16 protein-coding genes, 1 tRNA gene and 9 pseudogenes are annotated in these 19,485 nt (G+C 32.0%); all 26 read left to right on the top strand.

Translation table 11 applies throughout. The annotated features are described in order from the left end of the window. The first annotated feature begins 75 nt into the window (after window positions 1-75). The 26 genes and pseudogenes from pckA to ftsW all read left to right on the top strand — a co-directional run bounded on the left by pckA (window position 76) and on the right by ftsW (window position 19,485). Window positions 76-1,638, top strand: a pseudogene (gene pckA, locus PL321_RS17740) (phosphoenolpyruvate carboxykinase (ATP)). Between the two features lie 233 nt (window positions 1,639-1,871). Next, window positions 1,872-2,296: pseudogene (locus PL321_RS21970) on the top strand (YaaR family protein). Between the two features lie 57 nt (window positions 2,297-2,353). Further along, a tRNA-Glu gene (locus PL321_RS17730) sits at window positions 2,354-2,428 on the top strand. Window positions 2,429-2,506: 78 nt separating this feature from the next. Then, the gene (locus PL321_RS17725) at window positions 2,507-2,869 is read left to right on the top strand and encodes a phage holin family protein (RefSeq protein WP_273962831.1); all 363 of its coding nucleotides are present in this window, start codon (window positions 2,507-2,509) and stop codon (window positions 2,867-2,869) included. A gap of 158 nt (window positions 2,870-3,027) precedes the next feature. Then, window positions 3,028-4,001: pseudogene (gene glpX, locus PL321_RS17720) on the top strand (class II fructose-bisphosphatase). Window positions 4,002-4,216: 215 nt separating this feature from the next. After that, window positions 4,217-4,660: an RNA 2',3'-cyclic phosphodiesterase gene (thpR, locus tag PL321_RS17715; protein ID WP_273964674.1), complete on the top strand. Its 444-nt coding sequence runs from the start codon at window positions 4,217-4,219 to the stop codon at window positions 4,658-4,660. Between the two features lie 165 nt (window positions 4,661-4,825). Further along, window positions 4,826-5,203: a TVP38/TMEM64 family protein gene (locus tag PL321_RS17710; RefSeq protein WP_273962830.1), complete on the top strand. Its 378-nt coding sequence runs from the start codon at window positions 4,826-4,828 to the stop codon at window positions 5,201-5,203. Between the two features lie 567 nt (window positions 5,204-5,770). Then, on the top strand, window positions 5,771-6,136 hold the full coding sequence (locus PL321_RS17700; protein ID WP_273964673.1) for a 5-formyltetrahydrofolate cyclo-ligase: 366 nt from the start codon (window positions 5,771-5,773) through the stop codon (window positions 6,134-6,136). Window positions 6,137-6,292: 156 nt separating this feature from the next. Further along, window positions 6,293-7,620: pseudogene (locus tag PL321_RS17695) on the top strand (aminopeptidase). A 368-nt stretch (window positions 7,621-7,988) separates the two neighbouring features. Continuing rightward, window positions 7,989-9,054, top strand: a pseudogene (gene tnpB, locus PL321_RS17690) (IS200/IS605 family element RNA-guided endonuclease TnpB). A gap of 275 nt (window positions 9,055-9,329) precedes the next feature. Next, entirely contained in the window at window positions 9,330-9,644 is a 315-nt protein-coding gene (locus PL321_RS17685) for a hypothetical protein (RefSeq protein WP_273962829.1), read from the top strand. Next, a complete protein-coding gene (locus PL321_RS17680) occupies window positions 9,613-9,777 on the top strand; it encodes a hypothetical protein (RefSeq protein ID WP_273962828.1) in 165 nt (54 codons plus the stop codon). The genes PL321_RS17685 and PL321_RS17680 overlap by 32 nt, the downstream gene beginning before the upstream one ends. Window positions 9,778-9,885: 108 nt before the next feature. Continuing rightward, window positions 9,886-10,104: a hypothetical protein gene (locus PL321_RS17675; protein ID WP_273962827.1), complete on the top strand. Its 219-nt coding sequence runs from the start codon at window positions 9,886-9,888 to the stop codon at window positions 10,102-10,104. Window positions 10,105-10,228: 124 nt separating this feature from the next. Then, window positions 10,229-10,381, top strand: a complete 153-nt coding sequence (locus tag PL321_RS17670) for an aspartyl-phosphate phosphatase Spo0E family protein (RefSeq protein WP_273962826.1) — start codon at window positions 10,229-10,231, stop codon at window positions 10,379-10,381. A gap of 187 nt (window positions 10,382-10,568) precedes the next feature. Continuing rightward, window positions 10,569-10,952, top strand: a complete 384-nt coding sequence (mraZ, locus tag PL321_RS17665; protein ID WP_443110674.1) for a division/cell wall cluster transcriptional repressor MraZ — start codon at window positions 10,569-10,571, stop codon at window positions 10,950-10,952. A 19-nt stretch (window positions 10,953-10,971) separates the two neighbouring features. Next, window positions 10,972-11,906, top strand: a pseudogene (gene rsmH, locus PL321_RS17660) (16S rRNA (cytosine(1402)-N(4))-methyltransferase RsmH). Window positions 11,907-12,092: 186 nt separating this feature from the next. Beyond that, a complete protein-coding gene (locus PL321_RS17655) occupies window positions 12,093-12,275 on the top strand; it encodes a hypothetical protein (RefSeq protein ID WP_273962825.1) in 183 nt (60 codons plus the stop codon). Between the two features lie 140 nt (window positions 12,276-12,415). Next, complete coding sequence (locus PL321_RS17650) at window positions 12,416-13,120, top strand: hypothetical protein (RefSeq protein WP_273962824.1); 705 nt, start codon at window positions 12,416-12,418, stop codon at window positions 13,118-13,120. Between the two features lie 59 nt (window positions 13,121-13,179). Continuing rightward, a complete protein-coding gene (locus tag PL321_RS17645; RefSeq protein WP_273962823.1) occupies window positions 13,180-13,821 on the top strand; it encodes a peptidoglycan D,D-transpeptidase FtsI family protein in 642 nt (213 codons plus the stop codon). Window positions 13,822-13,847: 26 nt separating this feature from the next. Further along, on the top strand, window positions 13,848-14,555 hold the full coding sequence (locus PL321_RS17640) for a PASTA domain-containing protein (protein WP_337960876.1): 708 nt from the start codon (window positions 13,848-13,850) through the stop codon (window positions 14,553-14,555). 310 nt (window positions 14,556-14,865) lie between these two features. Further along, window positions 14,866-15,458: pseudogene (locus PL321_RS17635) on the top strand (Mur ligase family protein); the annotation flags it as partial. Window positions 15,459-15,461: 3 nt separating this feature from the next. Further along, complete coding sequence (locus PL321_RS17630) at window positions 15,462-15,944, top strand: glutamate ligase domain-containing protein (RefSeq protein ID WP_273964671.1); 483 nt, start codon at window positions 15,462-15,464, stop codon at window positions 15,942-15,944. A 2-nt stretch (window positions 15,945-15,946) separates the two neighbouring features. Then, window positions 15,947-16,857: pseudogene (locus PL321_RS17625) on the top strand (Mur ligase family protein); the annotation flags it as partial. A gap of 126 nt (window positions 16,858-16,983) precedes the next feature. Beyond that, on the top strand, window positions 16,984-17,397 hold the full coding sequence (locus tag PL321_RS17620; protein ID WP_337961222.1) for a glutamate ligase domain-containing protein: 414 nt from the start codon (window positions 16,984-16,986) through the stop codon (window positions 17,395-17,397). 9 nt (window positions 17,398-17,406) lie between these two features. Then, entirely contained in the window at window positions 17,407-18,279 is an 873-nt protein-coding gene (gene mraY, locus PL321_RS17615; protein WP_273962822.1) for a phospho-N-acetylmuramoyl-pentapeptide-transferase, read from the top strand. A gap of 96 nt (window positions 18,280-18,375) precedes the next feature. Further along, window positions 18,376-19,485, top strand: a pseudogene (ftsW, locus tag PL321_RS17610) (putative lipid II flippase FtsW).

The following is a 19,485-nucleotide window of genomic DNA, read 5'->3' as shown; positions in this document are numbered from 1 at the left end:
ATTTACAAACTCCATATTGCAATTTTTACTGCAAAGGCGTACAATAAAAATGAATAATTTTTTAGGGGCAGGAATATGGAGTTACAAAGTTATTTAAAGAAAATAGGTATTATTAATCCTAAAAATGTTTATTACAATCTTTCAGTTAGTGACTTGGTTGAACATTCTGTATCAAAAATGAAGGAGTTCTTTCTGATACAGGAGCAATAGCGATAACTACAGGAGTATACACAGGAAGGTCTCCTGAAGACCGTTTTATCGTTAATACAGAAGATGTTCACGATTTAATTTATTGGGGCAATGTTAATAAACCTATTTCAGTTGATGTATTTAACAGAATATATGGAAGATTAATGGCGTACTTAGAAAATAGAGATATATATGTTTTTGATGGTTATGCAGGGGCTGATGAAAGATTTGGAATAAGGGTCAGGTTTATTAATGAAATGGCTGTTCAAAATCTGTTTGTTCACCAGCTATTTATTAGAAGGGATGATTTAAAGAATTTCCAACCAGATTTTACTGTAATTGCAGCTCCTTACTTTAAAGCAATACCTGAAGTGGATGGAACTAATTCTGAAGCTTTTGTTATTATAAACTTTGAAAAAAGGTTGTAATTATTGGTGGGACAATGTATTGTGGGGAGATTAAAAAGTCAGTCTTTTCTGTTATGAACTATCTTTTACCTTTAAGGGATGTTTTACCTATGCATTGTTCTGCGAATGTTGGTAAGGACGGAGATGTTGCACTATTTTTGGACTTTCCGGTACAGGTAAAACAACACTATCTGCAGATGGAAATAGGTTTTTAATCGGTGACGATGAACACGGTTGGTCTACAGAGGGTGTATTTAATTTTGAGGGTGGCTGCTATGCAAAATGTATAGGACTTGACAAAGAGAAGGAACCACAAATTTATAATGCAATAAGGTTTGGAACTGTACTTGAGAATGTTGTTTTAAAGGATAATAGAATTCCAGATTACAATGATTCAACCTTAACAGAAAACACAAGAGCAGGTTATCCAATAGAATACATAGATAATGCGTTAAAGATAGGTAAGGGTGGACATCCAAGGACAATAGTATTTTTAACAGCCGATGCCTTTGGTGTTCTTCCTCCGATTTCTAAACTTACAAAGGAGCAGGCAATGTACCACTTTATGTCAGGATATACAAGCAAGTTAGCAGGAACAGAAAGAGGCATAAAAGAACCTAAGGCTACCTTCTCGGCGTGTTTTGGAGAGCCTTTTATGCCACTATCTCCATTAAAATATGCAAAGATGTTGGGAGAAAAAATTGAAAAGTATGATGTTAGGGTATTTTTAGTGAATACTGGATGGATTGGCGGCCCCTATGGAGTGGGTAATAGAATCAATTTAAAATATACAAGAAGGATGGTTGAGGCAGCTATAAATGGAGAGCTTGATAATATAGAGTATGTTACTCATCCAATATTTAAACTTAATATGCCAACTTATATAGATGGTATACCTGAAGAAATTTTAAATCCTATAAATACTTGGAGGGATAAAGAAGAATACTTTAAATATGCCAAGGAATTAGAAGAAAGATTTAGAGATAACTTTAAAAGATTCAAAAATGAAGAAGAAATAATAGAGAAGGAACTTTGGGCATAAGTGAAATGGTTTACAATAAGTCTTAGAGGCTTTTGGAAAAGTCAAGATAAGATTAGCCCCTTGAAGGATTTTTAGGAATTCCTTTTAAATTCTTTCAAGGGGTTTTTGTGGTTTTAATATATCTATTTGCTTTTTATATATTTTAAGTAAAAAAGGCCTTATTTCCTTTGATATCTTCAATTATTAAGCCCTTTGGTGTATAATGTTGTAGAAACATTATTTGGGGTGATAATATGAGAGTTAATCGTATAAACAAAACAAATTCTGGAGAAACTAAACAAGTATCTAAAACAACTGTTTCATCAAGCTTTTCATCAGCATTGGATTTGGCAAACAAAGAACAAACAGAGAAAAACCTTCAAAATATGTTAAATGAAATAGATAGGTTAGGTAAAAGACTTATAGCAACACGAAGTGTAGAGGATGTAAGAGAATATAGAAAAAAGTTCAGGAGTATTTAAATTATGTTGTAAAAAATGCCTATATATTAAAACGAGAAGTTGGTCCCTACAGCTATGGGCTTCATATTAAAATTGAAATAATAAATGAAAAGATTGATGCAATAACTAAAGAGCTTATAGAACAACAGAGGGAGACTATTGAACTTGCAGACAAAATAGAGGAAATTAAGGGGCTTTTAGTGGATGTTTATAAATAAAATTGAATATATTGACAAATTACAAAAATATGTTAAAATATAAATTGTAAAGAAGATGGCCCTATGGTCTAGTGGTTAGGACGCCGCCCTCTCACGGCGGTAGCTGGGGTTCAAATCCCCATAGGGTCACCAGATGAACCCATTTTTGGGTTCTTTTTGTGCATAAAACTCCCTTTTTGTGAAAAAATACTCTTGAAGGGAGGTTTAAATATGGCAAGAGAAATTAGACGAGATGAGAATGCTGGAATTTTAAGTACATTATTAAAATTTGTTGTAAATGCAGTAGTACTGCTGGCGGTTAGTTTTCTTGTACCTGGATTTGTTGTAGTAGGTTTTTGGACTGCATTTTTGGCATCAATTGTAATTACATTGCTTGATTATTTAGCAGGTACAGTATTTAAAATTGATGCGTCGCCCTTTGGTAGGGGATTGAGTGGTTTTATAATTGCAGCAGTAATCATATACCTTACACAATTCTTTGTGGCAGGTGTATATGTAAGTATAGCTGGTGCGTTAATTGGTGCACTTGTGATAGGTATATTTGATGCCTTGATACCAACAGATGTATTTTAAAACGTTTAGGGTTTTCCCTAAACGTTTTTTATTTGTATGCATATAATACTATATGTGCATACAATATTAATTAAATTATAAAAATAAGTTATACTATATAGAAAATATACTATATTAATGGTATAATAATGATGAACTTTATATATGGAGGTAACGCTATGGTAAATCACGATATTGCGATGGGTATTGTTAGAGTTACTGAGGCAGCAGCACTTGCCTGTTCAAACCTTTTAGGTAGAGGGGATGTTGATTTGATAGAGAAGGCGGCAGTAGATGGTGTAAGACACGCCTTTGATCTGTTGCCTATAAAGGGAAGAGTTGTAATAGGAGAATGCGACTTGAATAAAAACCAATAATGTACATAGGAGAAAAGGTTGGAACTTGGGAGGATGGGCTTAAGGAATATGATGTTGCAATAGATCCTTTAGATGGTTCTGTACTTGTTGCAAAGGGAAGACCTAATGCTATATCAGCGGTGGCTGTTAGTGAAAAGGGTAAGATTTTTAGAGCTCCTCAAATATATATGAAAAAGATTGCTGTTGGACCTAAAGCAAAGGGATGTATTGATTTAAACAAAGGTTTAATAGATAACATAAAATGTGTTGCAGAAGCTTTAAATAAGGATGTTGAGGAAGTAACTGTTATGATACAGGATAGACCAAGACACAAGGATTTGATTGATGAGGCAAGAAGTATAGGTGCAAGAGTTAAAATATTTGGAGAGGGAGATATTGCAGCGGCACTTGCTACAGCCTTTGAAGAAACAGGTGTTGATATGCTTGTTGGTATAGGTGGTGCACCTGAGGGAGTATTAGCTGCAGCTGCATTAAAATGTTTAGGTGGAGAAATATTAGTAAAGCTTTTACCTGAAAATGAAAGACAAGTTGAAATGTGTAAAAGAGCAGGACTTGTTGATGTAGAAAAAATTATGTCACAGGATGATTTAATTACTTCAGATGATGTATATTTTGCAGCAACAGCAATTACTGATTCAGATTTATTAAAGGGAATTATTTATAAAGAAAATTATGCAACAACTCATTCTGTAGTTATGAGGTCTTCAAATGGAGTTTTAAGGTTTGTGGATGCAATTCATAAGCTTGATACAAGTCTTATAAAGGTTCAAGATTAAGAAAGTGTTGTAGTAGTTGTAAAATAACTACTACAACACTTTTTAATGTACTTAACTATTTTTGGAATATGTATTATACTAAATAGTATAATATTAGAGGAGGGGCGTAAAATGCGTACTTTTATAACCTTTGAATTTAACAGAGAAACTAAGGAAAAGATAGCAGAATTACAAAATATAATACGAAATGAAAGTGTTAAGGGAGATTTAAATACATAGATAATTTTCATTTAACAATAAAGTTTTTAGGTGAGGTTGATGAAAATAAGATTGGTTTTATTTATCAGGATCTTTTAAGAAAAATAAGGGGAAAAGAAAAAATAAATATATATTTAAAGGGCTTAGGTTGCTTTGGAAAAGGAGATGTTATAAAGACAATATATTTAAAATGCTGTGGTGATTTAGATAAGATTAAGGAAATCTTCAGTGAAGTGGATAAAGTAACCTCAAGCTATGGATTTAAGATGGACAATAGATTTACTCCTCACGTTACAATTGCACAGGAGGTTGTACTTAAAAATAATTTTGATTATTTACAGCAAAAGTTTGAGGACTATATAATAGACAATATTGTATTTGATAGAGTTACTATAATGAAAAGTGAACAAAGCAATGGAAAGAGAATTTATACTCCTTTGTATGAAATCCATTTAGAGTAATGGAGATGAAATGTATGAGGTTTAAAAGGGTCTTTTCTTTTATTTCAATTTTTGCAATAGCAATTTTGATTTTACTATATAGAAAAGAGCTTTTGCATATGATAAAAATCCAGAGGACATTAAAAAATTTTTGTTATCCTACAAGGGATATTCAGTTGTAATTTTTTGTTATTATCAACGATAAGGTCTGTTTTTCTACTTCCAGCGGGGACTTTTGCAGTAATTTCGGGCTTGACATTTGGTAATTTAATTGGCACACTACTTACGTGTGTTGGTGTGACTTTAAGTGGTATATTGGCATATTTAATCGCTAAATATTTTGGTAGAGATTTTGTAGAGAGCATATTTAAAAATAGGAAAATAGAGATTGATAGTTTGATTAAAAGGGAAGGGTTGTTTTACATAGTTTCATTAAGGTTAATTCCAATATTTCCCTTTGATGCAGTAAGCTATGCTTCAGGCCTTATGGATGTTAATTTTAAGGATTTTGTTGTAGGTACCTTTTTAGGTAGTCTTCCAGGGGCCTTTATATATACCTTTTAGGTAATTCTATTATGGATATTAGATCTCCAAAGTTTAAATTAGCATTGTTTCTTGTTATAATATCGTCTATAATACCACTGTTATATAAATATGTTTTAAAGAAAGGATGATTATATGATAACAAAGGAGCAAATACAAAGAATAAATGAACTTTACAAAAATCACAACAGGAAGGTTTAACAGAAGAGGAAAAGAAGGAACAGGCATATTTAAGAAGACTCTATATAGATTCTGTTAAAGAAAGCTTAAGAGCACAACTTGAAAACATAAAAGTGGTGGATAAGGATGAATATGATGCGATAATGAAGAATAAGGGATGCTCCTGTGGACACGATCACGGAAGTTGTGGCTGTGGCCATAAGCACTAATTAGGTTGTGATTAGATGAAGGGTGTAATAAGGAAAAAATATACAGATATTAGAAATGAGCTATCTAAAGATGAAGTTAATAGAAGAAGCATTATTATCACAAACCATATTATACATTGGAATATTTTTTGTCTTCAAAAACAATAATGATATATTCTTCCTTTAGAAATGAAGTAGATACTTCTTTTTAGCAGAAAACATTCTTATGCAGGGTAAAAGATTAGTTTATCCTAAGACCATAAAAAGTGAACTTAAACTGATACCCTGCATTGTGTATAAAACAGATGAATTATGTGTAGGTGAATATGGTATTTTAGAACCAAAGGATTTTAACAAAATAGATAAGAATGATATTGATTTGATTTTTGTTCCAGGTGTAGCCTTTGATAAAAATGGATATAGATTAGGCTATGGTGCTGGTTATTATGATAGGTTTTTAGCGGATTTTAAGGGTGTAAAGGTTGGACTTTGCTACGACTTTCAATTAGTTGATAGCGTATATAAAAATGAACACGATGTAAAAATGGATTATTTAATTTGTGAAGAGGGAATATTAAAATTATAAGTAAAAAAATTTGAAAAAATTTTAAGAATAATATAGAATAATATTGGAATGTTTACCAAAAGGGGTACATAAAATGGATACAAAGGAACTACAAAACTTAACAAAAAATACGAATACGTTTGGGATAAGCTAACAGAAGCAGAATTAAAACAAGTAATGGATTTTAGTGAAGACTACAAGAAGTTTATGGATGCTTCTAAGACTGAACGTGAGGCTTGCAATGAGATTGTTAGAAGAGCAAAGGAAAAAGGGTTTGTAGATATTAATGAATTAATTTCACAGGGAAAGAAATTAAATGCTGGTGATAAGGTATATGCTGTAAATAAAGACAAGGCAGTTGCTTTATTTATAGTTGGAAATGAACCAATTGAAAATGGATTAAATATAGTAGGTTCTCATATTGATTCACCAAGAATAGATCTTAAACCAAATGCACTATACGAAGATGAAGCCTTTGCGATGCTTGAAACACACTACTATGGTGGTATAAAGAAATATCAATGGGTAACAATCCCACTTGCAATACACGGTGTTGTAGTTAAAAGGGTGGAGAAGTTGTAAATGTTGTAATCGGTGAAGATGAAAATGATCCTGTTGTGTACATAAGTGACCTTTTAATACACCTATCAGCAAATCAAATGGAAAAGAAGCTTGCAAATGGAATTGAAGGCGAAGATCTAAATGTACTTATAGGAAGTATGCCAATACAAGATAAGGAAGCAAAGGATAGAGTAAAACTAAACATATTAAGATTATTAAATGAAAAATATGGAATGACTGAGGACGATTTTGTTACAGCAAGAACTTGAAATAGTTCCAGCAGGTAAATCAAGGGATGTAGGTCTTGATAGAAGTATGGTTATGGCCTACGGACACGATGATAGAATTTGTGCATATACTTCTCTTGCAGCTATGCTTGAAATTGAAAATCCACAAAAACTGTATGTGCATTATTTGTTGACAAGGAAGAAATAGGAAGCAACGGTGCGACAGGAATGCATTCAAGATTCTTTGAAAATGTAGTAGCAGAGGTAATGGAACTTAAGGGAGAATATTCAGAGCTAAAACTAAGAAGGGCTCTTGCTAATTCTTCTATGTTATCATCAGATGTAACTTGTGGTGTTGATCCAAATTATCCTGGCGTTGTTGAAAAGAAGAATGCAGCGTATTTAGGAAAAGGTATTGTTTTAACAAAATATACAGGATCAAGAGGAAAATATTCCTGCAATGATGCTAATGCTGAATTTATGGGTAAAGTTAGAGATATATTTAATGATAATGGTATAGTATGGCAAACAGCAGAGTTAGGAAAGGTTGACCAAGGTGGTGGAGGAACAATAGCTTACATTTTAGCAGAGTACGGAATGGAAGTTGTTGACTGCGGTGTTGCACTACTTAGTATGCATGCGCCTTGGGAAATAGCAAGTAAGGCTGATATATTTGAAACATACAGAGCATATAAGGCATTCTTATTAAATGCGTAATCTGAAGGGGGTTTTATACCACCCTTAATTTTTATTTTTATATAATTTAGTAGTAAATATTGACATTATTTTTCATATCATTAATTAAATGAGATGAATTTTAACCTAATCAGAGACAGAAGTCGCCCACTTCTATAAGTGGGTGATGAATGTCAGTTGACAAATTCATCGTTCAGATACAAAATAAGCATTAGAAAAAATGAGGTTATATAAATACATAGATTTAGAAAATAAGATCATTCAGTGTTATTGCTATATTATCATCTTTTTTTAGTAATGAGATATAAAAAAGTTATTGATGATAATATAGTAGATAACTAATGAAGTAATAAAAAATATATAAAAACGCAAGGGAAGGAGGTGTGACTTTGCTAAAAGCCTATAAATATAGAATATACCCAACAAAAGAACAAAAGGAATATTTATCAAAAGTATTTGGTTGTGTAAGGTTCATATACAACAAAATGCTTAATGATAAGATAGAGTATTATAAAAGAACAGGAAAAATGCTAAAAACAACGCCTGCACAATATAAAAAGAATATCCTTTTCTAAAAGAAGTAGATAGCCTTGCTCTTGCTAATGCACAGCTTAATTTAGAGAAGGCATACAAGAGCTTTTTAGAGATAATAGCATAGGCTTTCCTAAATTCAAGAAGAAAAAGGATATCAATCCTATACAACAAATAATCAAAATGGTACAGTTGATATTATAGATAGTTACTTAAAAATACCAAAACTAAAAACAAAGATAAAAATAAAACAGCATAGGCAATTTGAAGGAATTATTAAATCAGTAACAATATCTAAAACACCAACAGAAAAGTATTATGCTTCGATATTAGTAGAAACAGAGATAAAGGAGTTACCAAAAGTAGATAAAAAATTGGAATAGATTTAGGGTTAAAGGAATTTGCAATATTATCAGATGGAACAAAAATAGAAAATCCCAAATGGCTAAGAAGAACCGAAAAAGAATAAAGAAACTACAAAGAGATTTATCAAGGAAACAAAAGGGTAGTAAAAATTATGAGAAAAACAGGCAAAAACTTGCTAAATTACACGAAAAAATAACTAATCAAAGAAGAGATTTTCTTCAAAAATTATCCTCTAAAATTATAAACGAAAACCAAGTTATAGTTTTAGAGGACTTAAAGGTAAAGAATATGCAACAAAATAGATGTTTATCAAAATCAATAAGTGAAGCAAGTTGGGCAGAATTTAGAAGAATATTAGAATATAAGGCTAAATGGTATGGTAGAGAAATAATAATAGCAACTCAAAACTATGCATCAAGTCAAATATGTAGTGAATGTGGATATAAAAACATAGAAGTAAAGAATTTAGCATTAAGGGAGTGGGAGTGTCCTAATTGTGGTGCTAAACACGATAGAGATGTAAATGCAGCAAAGAACCTACTAAAATTAGCCATATAAATGGTAAAACTGGGGATGGAACAGCCCTTTGAGCGTGGGTAAACTTGCTCTGATAGGAGTATTGACCACGAAGCCACCACCTCTATCCTCTATAGGTGGGGGTAGTTCACAAGTGAATGAGGTGATTTTATGGAAAAGGAGATTTTAAATTTTATAACAGAAGAGGATATAAAAAGGAAATAAACTCCTATCAATTAATAGTAAACTACATAAAGGAAAATTTTAAAGATGGAGAAGATTACGGTAAGATTGCAGAATATCCAAAACCAAGCTTATTGAAGTCTGGTGCAGAAAAACTCTGTTCACTGCTTAATTTATCTGTACAAATTGACATTTTAGATAAGGTAGAGGATTTTAAAGAAGGAATATTTCACTATGTTTGTAAGTGTACCCTTAAAAATAGCTTTGGCAATGTAGTTTCTGAGGGATTAGGTTCTTGCAACAGCAAAGAAAGTAAATTTTCAAACCAAAACCCCTTTGCAGTAGCTAATACTGTGTTAAAGCTTTCAAAAAAGAGCACTTGTGGATGCTATATTAACAGCAACCAGGACATCTGGTATGTTTACTCAGGATATAGAGGAGATGGATGAACCTATAAATACAAACATTAAGTTGAATTTAGCAACAGCAAGCCAGAAGGCCTTTATAGCAAAACTTGCAAAGGATAAGGGACTGACAGAGACACAGTTTGCAGATTTTACAAAAACTAACTGGAAAGGATAAATCAAAGGATTGGACAAAGGAGGATGCAGCAAAAATTATAAAAACATTAAAAAATAAATAGAATAATATAAGTCCTTGTGCAGAACAATAATTTAAAGGGGTGATATTGTGCAGCACAAGGATATTTTTAATTTCAACAATCCAGACTTTGCACAGCCTATTTCAATTTTAGAGGAGGAGGAATTTATTAACTATAATTATGATGAGCTTCCTCTACAAAGGCTTCCAAATGAATTAGATAGGTTTGCAAGTTTAGGTGCTATAGGCATTGCACTTAATGGTTTAGGGAAAAGAGTCGAAAGTGAACACATTTTAAAGAGATTGTAGAATTTTATTACAGTGAATTAATTTTTTCGAATAAAAAAGTTATACATTGACAAAATATTCGAAAAAGATGTAAAATATAAGCGAACCTCCACTTTTCACCACAATAAAAGGGGAGGGGTTAAAAATGCTTAAGGAAAAAATCGAAAACTTAAGAATTGAGTTGTATAATGCGATTTCAACTAATAAATTAGATAAAATATTATATTTGAGCCAAGAATTAGATAAGCTTATAGTTGAGTATTATATGAAAACTAATAATGCTTATCTTCCATCTTAAACACCCTTTTAGCCAAGGAATTGTCCTTGGCTAAAAATTTTTTGAAAAAATCAAAATTCTATAGCAGGATTTTAATTTTTGTTATAGAATTATATTTGTAGTGGTGGAAAGTGGAGCAAAGTGGTATAAAAGTGGAGGATAAGATGTTTATAGGGAGTATAATCACGCACTTGATGCCAAAAATAGAATGATTGTTCCAGCAAAGTTTAGAGAGGGTTTAGGTGGTAAGTTTATAATTACAAAGGGGCTCGATGGCTGTCTATATGTTTATCCAATAGATGAGTGGAAAAAACTTGAGGATAAGTTAAAGGAACTTCCTTTAACAAATAAGGACGCCCGTGCCTTTGTTAGATTTTTCTTTTCTGGAGCATCAGAGGTTGAAATTGATAAGCAGGGTAGAGCGTTAATTCCCCAAAATCTTATCGAATATGCAAATATAGAAAAGGAAATAGTAAGTATAGGGGTTTCAAATAGAATTGAAATTTGGAGTAAAGAAAAGTGGATTGAATATAATGAACAAAATATAGATTACGATGAAATAGCAGAAAAGATGTCACAGCTTGGAATATAGTAATGAGGTGGTAACAGATATGGAATTTAAACATATATCAATTATGCTTGAGGAATGTATTGAAGGTTTAAATATTAAACCTGATGGTGTGTATGTTGATGGTACTTTAGGTGGTGCTGGACATTCAAGTGAAATAGTAAAAAGGCTTGATAAAGGATTGCTTATTGGAATAGATCAAGATAAGGATGCATTAAAGGCATCAATGGAGAGACTTAAGAATTATAATAATGTTAAGTTTGTACATAGTAATTTCTCAAATATTAAAGAAGTTTTAAAGGAATTGAATATAGATGGCGTTGATGGTATTCTTTTGGATTTAGGAGTTTCTTCATATCAACTTGATACCCCAGAGAGAGGGTTTAGTTATATGCATAATGCCAAGCTTGATATGAGAATGAATAGAGATGTTGATATAACAGCCTATGATGTTGTTAATGGATATACTAAGGAACAATTAGTGTATATACTTAAGGAATATGGAGAAGAAAAATGGGCTTCAAGAATTGCAGAATTTATTGTAAAACAAAGACAAGTAAAACCAATTGAAACAACCTATGAACTTGTTGATGTTATAAAGGCTGCTATACCAGCATCTGCAAGAAGAGAAGGTCCACACCCAGCAAAAAGGACATTTCAAGCAATTAGAATAGAAGTTAATAAGGAGATAGAAATTTTAGAGAAGGCAATTAACGACTGCCTGGATGTTTTAAATAGCAAAGGTAGGCTTTGTATAATAACTTTTCATTCGTTAGAGGATAGAATCGTTAAAAATGTTTTCAAAAATAGACAAAATCCTTGTACTTGTCCTCCAAGCTTCCCAGTTTGTGTCTGTGGTAAGAAGGGAGATGTTGAAATTATTACAAAAAGCCAATAGTACCATCAGATGATGAAATAGAATACAATCCAAGATCAAGAAGTGCAAAACTTAGAATAGCTCAAAAATATAGGTTCTAAAGGTGTGTGGGGGTGAATAATTATGGTAATGGCAAGTAAAAGAATAGATATGCAACCTCAGGTAATGTTGCCTATCAGGTTCAAGTAGAAGAGAAAAAAGGGTTAAAAAGTTGAAAAACCTAAAAAAATACTAACAAAAACATAAAGACTAAGCTTAAGGTGTTGCGTTTTATAGTATTAATGTTTGTGGCAACGCTATATACTTTATCAAGGTTTGTACTTATATATCAGATGAATGCTGAACTTAGGGATTTAAAGCACCAGGTTGTGCAAATGCAAAAGGAAAATGAAAACCTTCAGGTATCATTGGCGGTTAAAAACAATATAAAAAGATTGAAGATGATGCTGTCAATAAATATCATATGGTAAATCCTAAGGCAGAAGAAGTAAAGTTTGTTGATGTTAAGATGCTATCTTCATCTGAAGAAAAAAAGGTAACAGCCTATAAGATGTTTCAAAAGTTTGTTGGCTTTATTCATTAGTTTATAAATTATATAAGGGGGATGTAATTGTCAAAGACAACACTGTTAATGAAGAAAAGGATAGTGTTTGTATATATTTTAATGATTGTGGTACAAACAGTGATAGTAGGAAGATATGCCTGGGTTCAGCTTGTTTGGTCTCCCCAATTACAAAGAATGGCAAAGGAACAATGGACGCACGATGTAATAATTGAGGCGAAAAGAGGAAAAATTTTAGATAGAAATGGCAATCCTTTGGCTTTAAGTGGAAATGTTGAAAGAGTAGATGTTTTTATTAAGAATGTTAATTTAGCGGTAGAGAAAAACAAAATAACAAAGGAAGAGATGGCAGAAAAATTAGCACCTCTACTTGGTTTAAGTAAAGAGAGTGTTTTAAAAAAGCTCAATATGAATTATGCTGTAGTCAGTTTGAAAAGAAGGATAGACAAGGAAGTAGGAAATAAAATAAGAGAGCTAAAGTTGCCAGGGGTAATTATAAGTGAAGATACAAAACGATACTATCCTAATGGTAACTTTTTGGCACACGTTTTAGGTACAACGGATGCCGATGGAAATGGAAGATCGGGTATTGAGATGTATTACAACAAAGAGCTAAAGGGTATACCTGGGAGATTAATCATTCAAGCAGATGCATTCTATAGAGAATTACCCTATGAAGCTCCAGTTTATGAAGCTCCTAAAAATGGGAATGATATAGTTTTAACTATAGATCAATCTATTCAGTTTTTGTAGAGAGAGCATTAGAACAAGGCCTTGAGGAATATAAGGCAAAACGCATAAGTGCAATTGTTATGGACCCTAAGACTGGAGAAATTCTTGCAATGGCAAATAAACCTGATTATGATCCTAATAATCCTATGAATGGAAAAAATGTTGAGGAAGCACAGTTAAGCTGGCGAAATAGAATGGTTCAAGAAATATTTGAACCTGGTTCTATATTAAAGGTTTTTACAGCAGCTGCTGCATTAGAAGAAAATATTGTAAACGAAAACAGTCGATATGTATGTACAGGAGGCAAGAAGGTTGGAGGAAGAACAATAAGGTGTTGGAAGACATCAGGACACGGAACACAAACCTTTGCTGAAATTCTTCAAAATTCTTGTAATGTTGGTTTTATGGAAGTAGGGCTTAAACTTGGTGCTGAAAGGCTTTATAAGTACTTTGTCCAATTTGGATTTGGTCAAAAGACAGGAATCGATTTCCCAAGTGAAGAGAAGGGACTTTTGAGAAAACTGTCAGATAAAGAATCTGTGGCATTAGCAAATCAGGCCTTTGGTCAAGGTATTGCTGTAACAGGAATTCAGTATATTACTGCCTTATCTGCAATTGCAAATGATGGAGTTATGATGCAACCACACTTTGTAAAAAGTTATTATATACTGATGAGAATGGAAATACATCTGTTGTTAAAGAATATGAGCCGCAGGTTGTAAAGCAAGTAATATCAAAGGATACAGCTATGGAATTAAGAAAATTGCTTGAGGATGTTGTATCAAAGGGTGGAGCAAAGAAGGCATATTTAGATGGATATCACGTTGGTGGTAAAACTGGTACTGCCCAAAAGGCTGCACAAAATTCTAAATCAGGTTATGAACCAGGTAAATATATTTCCTCCTTTGGGGCAATAGTTCCAGCAAATAATCCAAGGTTTACAATCTTAGTATCTATAGATGAACCAGACCCATCAAATTATTATGCAGGAAGTACAGCTGCACCTCTTGCAAAGATTATAATTGAAGATATTGTTAAATATTTAAATATTGAACCGGATAGCACAGAGGTAATAATACCTGAGGTGGTTTTACCTGAGATTAGAGGTTTGAAACTAAATGAAGCAATTAATATTTTAAAACAAAATAAAATTGATTTTGAAAAGCAAGGTAATGGAGATATTGTATATGATATGAGTCCTAAACCTGGAGTTTCAGTAAAACAAAATACAAAGATTACTTTATATATGGGTTATGATCAAAATAAAGATTTAAAAATTGTGGTTCCAGATTTTAAAAATTTAACAAGGAAGGAAATTATAGAACTTGCAAAAACGTTAGGAATAAAAGTAAATATTTCTGGTGAAGGTATTGGAGCAACTCAGGATATTTTACCTGGACAAGAAGTTGATAAGAATACCACTATAAATGTACTTCTCGAACATCCAGAGGATTAATATAGTTAGCACAATATGGTAACCCATATTGTGCTAAAAATTAAGGGGTGTATTTATGAAGCTTTTTCTTTGTTAAATGGGTTGGATTATGATTTACTACAGGGCGAAGATGTAGAAATAAAACACCTTTCATATTCAAGCAGTGATGTTGTTAGCGGGAGTCTTTTTTCTGTGTTGAGGGTTTTAAAACTGATGGACATCTATTTGTAAAGGAAGCAGTAAAAAGGGAGCACTGGCTGTAATAGTTTCAAAGGATGTTGTATTAGAGGATAATATAACGGTTGTAAAGGTGAAGGATATTCGAGAATGTATGGCAATAGTTGCATCAAGGTTTTATGGTGTTCCTTTAAATTCAATAGAGGTAATTGGAGTTACAGGTACAAATGGTAAAACTACTACAACCTTTATGATTAAATCAATATTAGATGAATTTAATAAAAAACAGCCCTTTTAGGTACAATATATGAAATAATAGGTGATAAAGTAGAAGAAGCAAAAAGAACCACCCCTGAATCATTAGATTTACAAAGGCTTTTTTGAGATGAAAAATAATAACATTACTCACTGTGTTATGGAGGTGTCTTCCCATTCCCTTGAGCTTAAAAGGGTTTATGGAATTAATTTTAAGGTTGGAATATTTACAAATCTCACTCAGGACCATTTGGATTTCCATAGGACTATGGAAAATTACTTTAATGCTAAAATGAAGTTGTTTAATTATAGTGAATATTGTGTTATAAATATAGATGATGGATATGGAAAAAGAGCAGCAGAGATGTATAAGGACAAGAAAGTAATAACATTTGGCATAGATAACAAAGCTGATGTTATGGCAAAAATTTAATAATTAATTCTGATGGTACTGAATTTGATTTATTAGTAGATAAAAATACAATAAAAGTAAAATTGCATTTACCAGGTAAGTTTAATGTATATAATGCCTTAGGAAGTATTGCTGCAGCTTTAGCATTAAATATTCCCCTTGATGTTGCTATAAGGGGAGTTGAAGGCTTAAAATCAGTACCTGGAAGAAGTGAAAAAATTAGTTGTAGTTTAGGTTCTACAATAGTAATAGATTATGCACATACACCAGACGGAATTGAGAATATATTAAGGGCAGCCAGAGAATATACAAAGGGACGCTTGATTACTGTATTTGGATGTGGAGGCGACAGGGATAGGGGTAAAAGACCACTTATGGGCAAGGCTGCTGGTGAGCTTTCTGATTTTTGTATTATAACATCAGATAATCCAAGAAGTGAAGAACCACAGGATATAATAAATGATATTTTGCCTGGTATTGATACTACTAAATGTAAATATGTTATAATTGAGGATAGAAGAAAAGCAATAGAATATGCAATAAAAAATCAAAGAAGGGTGATGTAATAGTGATTGCTGGAAAAGGACACGAAAAATATCAAATTCTTAAGGATAAGGTTATTGAATTTGATGAAAGAAAAATAGTAGAGGATATTTTAAAGGAAGTAATAACAATTGAGGATGTTATTAAAGCAACAAAGGGAGAACCACATAATATTTGTGATGAAAAGGTAAGGATTAATAGAATACAAACAGACAGTAGAAGGATTGAAGAGGGAGATGTTTTTGTTGCTCTAAAAGGAGAAAAATTTGATGGACACGATTTTTTAAAGGATGTTAAAATGAAGGGTGCTTTATGTGCTGTAGTTTCAAAATTAGATTTAAGTGTAGATATACCTCAAATTTTAGTAGGCGATACTTTAAAGGCATATAAAGAAATAGCAAGATATTATAGGCTAAGATACAGTATTCCTATTGTTGCGGTTACAGGAAGTAGTGGTAAGACAACCACAAAGGAAATGATAGCTTCAGTTTTATCCCAAAAACTTAATGTATTAAAGACAGAAAAAACTTCAATAACGAAATTGGAATACCAATGACGGTTTTAAATCTTGATTCAAAGCATCAAGTAGCAGTATTAGAGATGGGTATGGATAGATTTGGAGAAATAGAAAGCTCGGCCTATGTAGCATATCCAAACATTGCAGTAATTAGCAATATTGGAACAGCTCATATCGAGAAGTTAGGTAGTAGGGAAAATATATTAAAGGCAAAAATGGAGATAACTTCATATTTTAAAAATGATAATATATTGATAATAAATGCAGATGATGATATGTTAAGTAAAGTAACAACAGATAAATATAGAGTTATAAGATTTGCAATTAATAATGATGCAGAATATAAAGCCTATGATATAATAGACTTAGGTCCACAAGGAATGGAATTTAAGTGCTCTTTAGATGGTTTAGAAAGAAAGTTTAAAATTAATCTGCCTGGTATTCATAATGTATATAACGCATTGTCTGCAATAGCAATTGGTGACTTATTAGGTTTAAATTATGAAGAAATATACAATGGGATTTTAGTTTTTAACCCTGGTAATATGAGAATGAATATAGTTGAATTGGAAGATGGTGTTAAGTTAATAATTGATTGTTATAATGCTAATCCTGATTCAATGAAGGCTGCATTAGATGTACTAAGTAAGTTTGAGGGAAGAAAAATTGCAATACTTGGAGATATGTTTGAACTTGGAGAGTATGCCGTTAATTTACATAAAGAAGTAGGAAGGTACTGTATTGATAAGTGTGATATCTTAATTTCAATTGGTGAATATGCTAAACATTACTATGAAGCAGCAAAAGACAACATTGAATCCTATTATTTCAACAATAAAGAGGAGGCACTTGAATTTATTAAGCTTAATATTAAGAAGGATGATGTGCTTTTAATAAAGGCTTCAAGGGGTATGGAGCTTGAATATATATCAGACAATTTAAAAGAGCATAGGAAGTGAGGTTGTAAAATGGAACTAACGATATTTGCTACAATACTTTCTTTTATAATTGTACTTTTAATAGGACCAATAGTAATTCCTCTTCTTAAGGTATTTAAATTTGGTCAAAATATTAGAGAAGAAGGACCAAAAAGCCATTTGAAGAAGGCTGGGACACCAACGATGGGTGGTTTGATGTTTATAATAAGCTTAATTATTACTGTACTTGCACTTTCATCTAAAATAAACAGTGCACTTTGGATTGCGTTAATTACAACTGTTGGATATGGAGTTATAGGACTTTTTGATGATAGTTTAAAAATAATAAGAAAGCAGAATTTAGGCCTTAGAGCCTATCAGAAACTATTAGGTCAAATAACCTTTGCATTAATACTATCAATATATGCTTACAATAATCCTGATATAGGTAGTATGGTGCATATACCCTACACAACTAAATTTATAAATCTTGGAGCTTTTTATATACCATTTATGGTTTTTGTAGTTGTTGGAACAACAAATGCAGTTAATTTAACTGATGGTTTAGATGGTTTAGCAGCAAGTGTAACTTTAATTATATGTGTTTTCTTTGCTATTGTAACCTATGGCTTAAAAAGACAAGATCTATCATTGTTCTGTGGTGCATTAGCAGGTGGACTTTTAGGATTTTTAAAATATAATGCATATCCCGCACAGGTTTTTATGGGAGATACAGGATCCCTTGCTTTAGGTGGTGCAATATCTGCACTTGCAATATTGTTAAAAATGCCATTTATTATAGTAATAGTAGGATTAATCTATGTTGTAGAAACCCTTTCAGTAATTATTCAGGTTATAAGTTTTAAGTTAACAAAAAGAGGGTATTTAAGATGGCACCGCTGCATCATCATTACGAACAATTAGGTTGGCACTGAAACAAAGATTGTTGCTTGGTTTAGCATTTTTACTGCTATATTTTGCTTGGTTGGATTTTTAGCAATTAGTTTCTAGGGGTTTAAAATGAAGGAAAAGAAAGGACCTGTTGATTTTATTTTATTTGCAGATATACTTATTTTACTATCAATAGGTGTGTGTATGGTTTTTAGTGCAAGTATGCCTGAGGGAGAAAGATATTATGGTACTATGTTTTATTTCTTGATTAGGCAAGGCATATGGGCAATATTAGGAATAATAGTTATGTTATTTACTTCTAACATAGATTATAGATTCTGGAGAAATAAAAACATTTTAATTTTTGGATTTGTAATTGTAGTACTTATGCTTTTGGGGTATTTTTATTTCCACCTGTTAAGGGTGCAAGAAGATGGTTGGGTTTTGGATTTGCTAAAATTCAGCCATCTGAGATTGCAAAGATATTTATTGTTTTGTTTTTGGCTAATATGATTGAAAAAAGGGTCAGGAAAAAATGCAAAGTTTTTTAAAGGGACTACTCCCTGGCCTTTTAGTTACAGGAATTTTTGTTGGATTAATAATAGCTGAACCTAATATGAGTACATCAGTCATTATTGCTACGGTATCACTTATTTTATTATTTGTAGGTGGTGCAAAAACAAAACATATGGTGCTTTTGTTCTTATTAGGAGTTGCTTTAGCAGCTTTTGCAATTATGATTAAACCTTATAGAATGAACAGATTAACTGGATTTTTAAATCCTTGGGCAGATAAATTAGGTTTAGGCTATCAAGCAATTCAGTCTCTCTATGCTTTAGGTTCAGGAGGATTGTTTGGTAGGGGACTTGGTCTCTCAAGGCAAAAAGAATACTATATACCAGAGGCACAAAATGATTTTATTTTTGCTATTATTGGAGAAGAATTGGGATTTTTGGCTACCTTTTTGTAATTCTTTGTTTTTCAGTTTTAATTTGGAGAGGAATTAGAATTGCGATTAAATGTAAAGATAAATATGGGAGTCTTGTAGCTCTCGGTATTACATCAATAATTGCAGTTCAATCTTCAATTAACTTTTTAGTTGTAGCTTCCTTTATGCCAGTTACGGGTGTTACGCTGCCTTTAATTAGCTATGGAGGCTCGTCACTACTTTTTACAATGGCAGGACTTGGAATATTGTTAAACATATCAAGATATATAACAAAGGATGGAGTTGATTAA

Source organism: Caloramator sp. mosi_1, assembly GCF_028622835.1.
Lineage (GTDB): Bacteria > Bacillota > Clostridia > Clostridiales > Caloramatoraceae > Thermobrachium.
The sequence above is the reverse complement of the archived record's forward strand: the minus strand, read 5'-3'. Positions and strand labels throughout refer to the sequence as shown.

Coding starts and splice junctions, on each gene's coding strand:
- PL321_RS17725 (WP_273962831.1), top strand. CDS start 2,507: ATGGCAAGAGAAATTAGACGAGATGAGAATGCTGGAATTTTAAGTACA.
- PL321_RS17680 (WP_273962828.1), top strand. CDS start 9,613: ATGTTTACTCAGGATATAGAGGAGATGGATGAACCTATAAATACAAAC.
- PL321_RS17670 (WP_273962826.1), top strand. CDS start 10,229: ATGCTTAAGGAAAAAATCGAAAACTTAAGAATTGAGTTGTATAATGCG.
- mraZ (WP_443110674.1), top strand. CDS start 10,569: ATGATTGTTCCAGCAAAGTTTAGAGAGGGTTTAGGTGGTAAGTTTATA.
- PL321_RS17645 (WP_273962823.1), top strand. CDS start 13,180: ATGGACCCTAAGACTGGAGAAATTCTTGCAATGGCAAATAAACCTGAT.
- PL321_RS17640 (WP_337960876.1), top strand. CDS start 13,848: ATGGAATTAAGAAAATTGCTTGAGGATGTTGTATCAAAGGGTGGAGCA.
- PL321_RS17620 (WP_337961222.1), top strand. CDS start 16,984: ATGAGAATGAATATAGTTGAATTGGAAGATGGTGTTAAGTTAATAATT.
- mraY (WP_273962822.1), top strand. CDS start 17,407: ATGGAACTAACGATATTTGCTACAATACTTTCTTTTATAATTGTACTT.